The 4,036-nt window shown below is 54.6% G+C and carries 6 protein-coding genes; 1 reads left to right on the top strand and 5 read right to left on the bottom strand.

Going from position 1 to position 4,036, the window contains the following annotated elements; translation table 11 throughout:
* Window positions 1-994 (bottom strand): selenide, water dikinase SelD (gene selD, locus B3P58_RS13455; RefSeq protein WP_286718176.1); only part of this gene is annotated, 994 nt, incomplete at its 3' end.
* A 105-nt stretch (window positions 995-1,099) separates the two neighbouring features.
* Between selD and B3P58_RS13450 the strand changes: the two genes are divergently transcribed.
* Window positions 1,100-1,723, top strand: a complete 624-nt coding sequence (locus tag B3P58_RS13450; protein WP_286718173.1) for a hypothetical protein — start codon at window positions 1,100-1,102, stop codon at window positions 1,721-1,723.
* On the opposite strand, the gene B3P58_RS13445 is transcribed toward B3P58_RS13450, so the two are convergent.
* The 4 genes from B3P58_RS13445 to B3P58_RS13430 form a co-directional block, all read right to left on the bottom strand.
* Window positions 1,717-2,505, bottom strand: a complete 789-nt coding sequence (locus tag B3P58_RS13445; protein ID WP_286718170.1) for a substrate-binding periplasmic protein — start codon at window positions 2,503-2,505, stop codon at window positions 1,717-1,719. The two genes, B3P58_RS13450 and B3P58_RS13445, sit on opposite strands and share 7 nt — an antisense overlap.
* 153 nt (window positions 2,506-2,658) lie before the next feature.
* Window positions 2,659-2,826: a hypothetical protein gene (locus B3P58_RS13440; protein ID WP_186435843.1), complete on the bottom strand. Its 168-nt coding sequence runs from the start codon at window positions 2,824-2,826 to the stop codon at window positions 2,659-2,661.
* Window positions 2,823-3,611, bottom strand: coding sequence for a hypothetical protein (locus B3P58_RS13435; protein ID WP_145467902.1), 789 nt, complete (start codon window positions 3,609-3,611; stop codon window positions 2,823-2,825). The genes B3P58_RS13440 and B3P58_RS13435 overlap by 4 nt, the downstream gene beginning before the upstream one ends.
* A gap of 8 nt (window positions 3,612-3,619) precedes the next feature.
* Window positions 3,620-4,036, bottom strand: a 417-nt coding sequence (locus tag B3P58_RS13430) for a hypothetical protein (protein WP_286718164.1), incomplete at its 5' end; no start/stop codon positions are given.

The following is a 4,036-nucleotide window of genomic DNA, read 5'->3' as shown; positions in this document are numbered from 1 at the left end:
CGTATACCCCGGCGGCTGTTAATACCTGTTCCAGCGCTGCGGCTTGCTCTGGCTGTACGGCAATTAATAAACCGCCGCTGGTTTGCGGATCGCAGAACAGCGCTTTCTGCTCGTCGGTTAACGGCGCCAGTTTATCGCCATAGGAATCAAAATTACGCGTGGTGCCGCCGGGCAGACAACCCTGGGCAATATAGTCGCTCACCGGTGGCAGCAGCGGAATATGCTGCTCGTACAACACGGCATTCACACCACTGCCTTCGCACACTTCCAGCAGGTGCCCCATTAAACCAAAACCGGTAACGTCGGTAATGGCTTCCACACCCTCAAGCTGTGCGACTTCGGCGCCGACTTTATTCATCTGGCACATCACATCACGGGCAAGGAATTCATGCTCAGGGCGCAGTTTTTTCTGCTTCTGGGCGGTGGTCAGAATGCCCACACCCAGTGGCTTGCTCAGATAGAGTTTGCAGCCTGCGGTTGCGGTGTTGTTCTGCTTCAGTTTGTCTTTCTGTACCAGACCGGTCACCGCCAGACCAAAAATCGGTTCCGGCGAATCAATACTGTGACCACCGGCCAGCATAATGCCGGCATCCGCGCAGGCCTGACGGCCACCGTCGACCACGCGCTGCGCGACTTCAGGCGGCAGCACATTTACCGGCCAGCCAAGAATCGCAATCGCCATTAACGGTTTGCCACCCATGGCGTAGATATCACTGATGGCATTGGTCGCGGCGATACGGCCAAAATCGAAGGGATCATCGGCAATGGGCATAAAGAAATCGGTGGTGCTTAAAATCACCTGACCATTACCGATATCGTAAGCGGCAGCGTCGTCTTTGCTGCTGTTACCCACCAGCAGATTGGCATCGGTAGGCAATGTCAGCTGCGAGGCAAGAATGCTGTCGAGCACTTTAGGTGATATTTTGCAGCCGCATCCGGCGCCATGGCTGTATTCGGTCAGACGGATATTGTCGGCAGAAACCTGTGAACTCATATTGCCCCCGGTAAAGAAAACTGGGGCCGAATGATACGTTAATGTACCGTTCAGGCACAGGGAGTATGATCCGCCGCCTTTGCCTTTACCGGTCTGCAAACCACGATGAATTTCCAACGCCCTACGCTTCTTTTGCCAATCCTCAGTCTGGCAGTGATAACGCTCAGTGCATGTTCTGTCGCACCACTGACAACCCCGACCAGTGCCCGCTCACTGGGCAAAGGTAATGTCCAGCTCAGCGCCTATGTCGCACCGGCAACCTCTGTCAGTTTCGCAGCGGCTCTGGGGGAGAACACTGACGCCGGTGTCGCCATTGAACAGCAGATCACCATAAACCAATCCATATGGATTAAGCACAGTCTGTTAAATCAGGCACAGGGCTGGTCAGTAGCCGGATTGGCCGGGCTGTTCAGTGCCACCGACCTGGCGAACAGCAAGGGCTTTTATCTGGGGCCATTGTTCAGCTACAGCAAAGGTAAGGCGGAGTGGTACGGTAATCTGCGCTATAACCGGGTTTACTGGGATGGGCCAGACAACCTGTCGAGCGAAGATAAAGACGATCTGTGGTTCGACATTGTTTCAGACAGCAGCGTTTACTCGTACTGGCAAGCCGATGTCGGCATGAAAATACACCGCAAGCGGGTCACCTTTAATCTTGGTGCCACCTGCCTCGAATTGGGTGGCAGCTCCGCTTGCATGCCGATTATGGGTGCTGGCCTGACCTACTGAGCGCTGGCCGTTTTCATCAGTGCCTTTACCTGCGCGGGCATTTCGCCCGCCTGCCATTTGTCGTACAGCGCCTGCAGCTCACCACTGGCGATCAGCTCGGGAATACGGCGGTTATATTCGCTGATCAGATACTCCGACACCGGCCCTTCAGCAAAGGCGACATACACATCGCGGCCGTAGGGCACATCCTGTACCTCAAAATAATCCATGCCCACACCGGCCTCTTCCAGCGCCAGCTGAATGGCATCCCATTCATCCACCATCATGTCGATCTTACCCTGCTGTAACCATTGCAGCCCTTCGGCGCTGCTACGGAACTCACGCAGTTTAAAATTACGTTGTTTGCCGGGAATGACGTCATAGCCTTTCATCCAGCCCACGGTTTTGTCTTTTAACGTATCAAGCCCCTTCCAGGTTATGCGGGCCTTGAGTGGGTAAACAACCGACAGGTATTCCACATCGATGGCATAACGGGGATAAAGCAGTGGTTCACTGCTGTTGCGGGTCTCTCCGATGATAGCGTTATACACCCGGTATTCGGTTACCATCTTCAGCGCCCGGTTCCAGGGCACCGTTGCCGGTTTAACGCGGATGCCGGCCGGCTCGTACACCGCGCGCAGAATATCCCAGTACAGGCCGGTGCCATCTTTATTGGTAAACTCCGGCCATTCCGGTGCCACCACGTTCACCATTTTGATATGACTGGCGGTAAACCCGGCCACAGAATCGGCGCCGGCGTTAAGCGCCAGCCCAAGCAAGACACAAAAACACCACGCACGCATAACCACCTCCTGTTACATACCGGTCGACAGACCAATCCATCGGCCATGGCTTATGTTCAGCGGCCACACAGCCGCAAATAACGTTAAAAAAACAATAGTTCAGCGTTAGGAGATGGAAGGCAAAATACAGGAATGACCGCTGACAAATATCACTCAGGATGAGCGTTGCCATTCCACGGTCAGAGGAGGTAAGCCGGGAGTATGAACTTCGATGCTGATGACCTTATCAGGCTGACGTCTGAGCCAGGCTTCGGCCACCGGACCCAGACGCGCCAGTTCCGCCAGCAGTAACTGCAATTGCTGCTGTTGTGCCGGCGTCATACGGTTTTAAAACGGATAGTGACCTGCGAATACACCGAACTGCTGGTGCTGCTGGGCAGGGGCTTGGCACTGATGCGTACCGGACTGTCGGCCGTGGCCGCGAGGGTTTTATCCAGCGTGGCGCCATCGAGAAACAGGGTCTTCTCCAGTGTTTCAGCATCCACCAGCTCTTTTACTCCGCTGCTCAGCGTGCTGTTGACCAGCGTCGTGTTAAGCACGGCATCGGATGCCGCCAGACGCTTAACGCCGCTGACCGCTGTTTTACCATCATTGCCCGCTGCCGTTTCGGCGGTTGCATCGCTCGCGGTCTGATACAGACTGCTGAGCTCCAGCTTGGCATTAATTTCACCACTGTCGACCACCAGCCGCGCCTGCTCCATACGATTAAGCAGCGCCTGCAGGCTGGCTTTTTGTTCAGCCACCAGCTGCTCATCAATTACTGCGCGCAATGCTTCAAAGCCATAGTTGGTCAGACGGTTTTTAAAGATAACCGACTCTTCCTCAAACTCTTCGGTCAGCTCCAGAATAAACGCCTGCCGCTCGGGCGGAACAATCATCTGCCGGGCAATCGGGCTACCGGCAATGAGTGTTTCGCGCGTGAGCACCAGCTGCGGATCGATGAACTGCAGCAGAAACTGCTCGTCGGGCAGATCAATGGCCGCCTGCAGTTCAGCATAACGGCGCAGCTGGTATTGCTGCGCGTTAATGGTGGCTTCAAAAGTTTCGGTCAGCAGCTGGCCGACAAACTCCGCAAAACCAAGACTGACATACTGAAAGTCAGACACAAATCACCTCACCCGTTCAGCGGCGCATAATCGGTTTTAAAGCGGATCAGCACACGGCCAAAAATATCGACCTTGGTGCCGCTGGTATCGCGCTGGTAACTCTTGGCGGTATTCACCGTCACCTGACGCTGACGCTCTTTGCGTCTGGCTTTTTTGAAAGCGCCCAAAGCACCTTTGCGCAGTTTGGTTCTGCTGGCCTGGCGCGCACGGGTTTTGTTTTTGGTTTCCAGTGTGCTTTCACGTTCCTGCCAGGTGGAGAAGGTAATCTTGGTTTCGATTTCACCTTCGGTTACCACCAGACGCATCATCCCCTGCTGCGCCATATTCTGCAGTACGCTGTATTTATTCGAAGAAATCAGCGAGGCAATAGCATCGTGAATCTGCTGATAATTCGGCAGTGTACTGGTAACACCATTGTTATAGGC

The organism is Thalassolituus sp. UBA2009, assembly GCF_002335285.1.
GTDB lineage: Bacteria > Pseudomonadota > Gammaproteobacteria > Pseudomonadales > Oceanobacteraceae > Venatoribacter > Venatoribacter alkanivorans.
The sequence above is the reverse complement of the archived record's forward strand: the minus strand, read 5'-3'. Positions and strand labels throughout refer to the sequence as shown.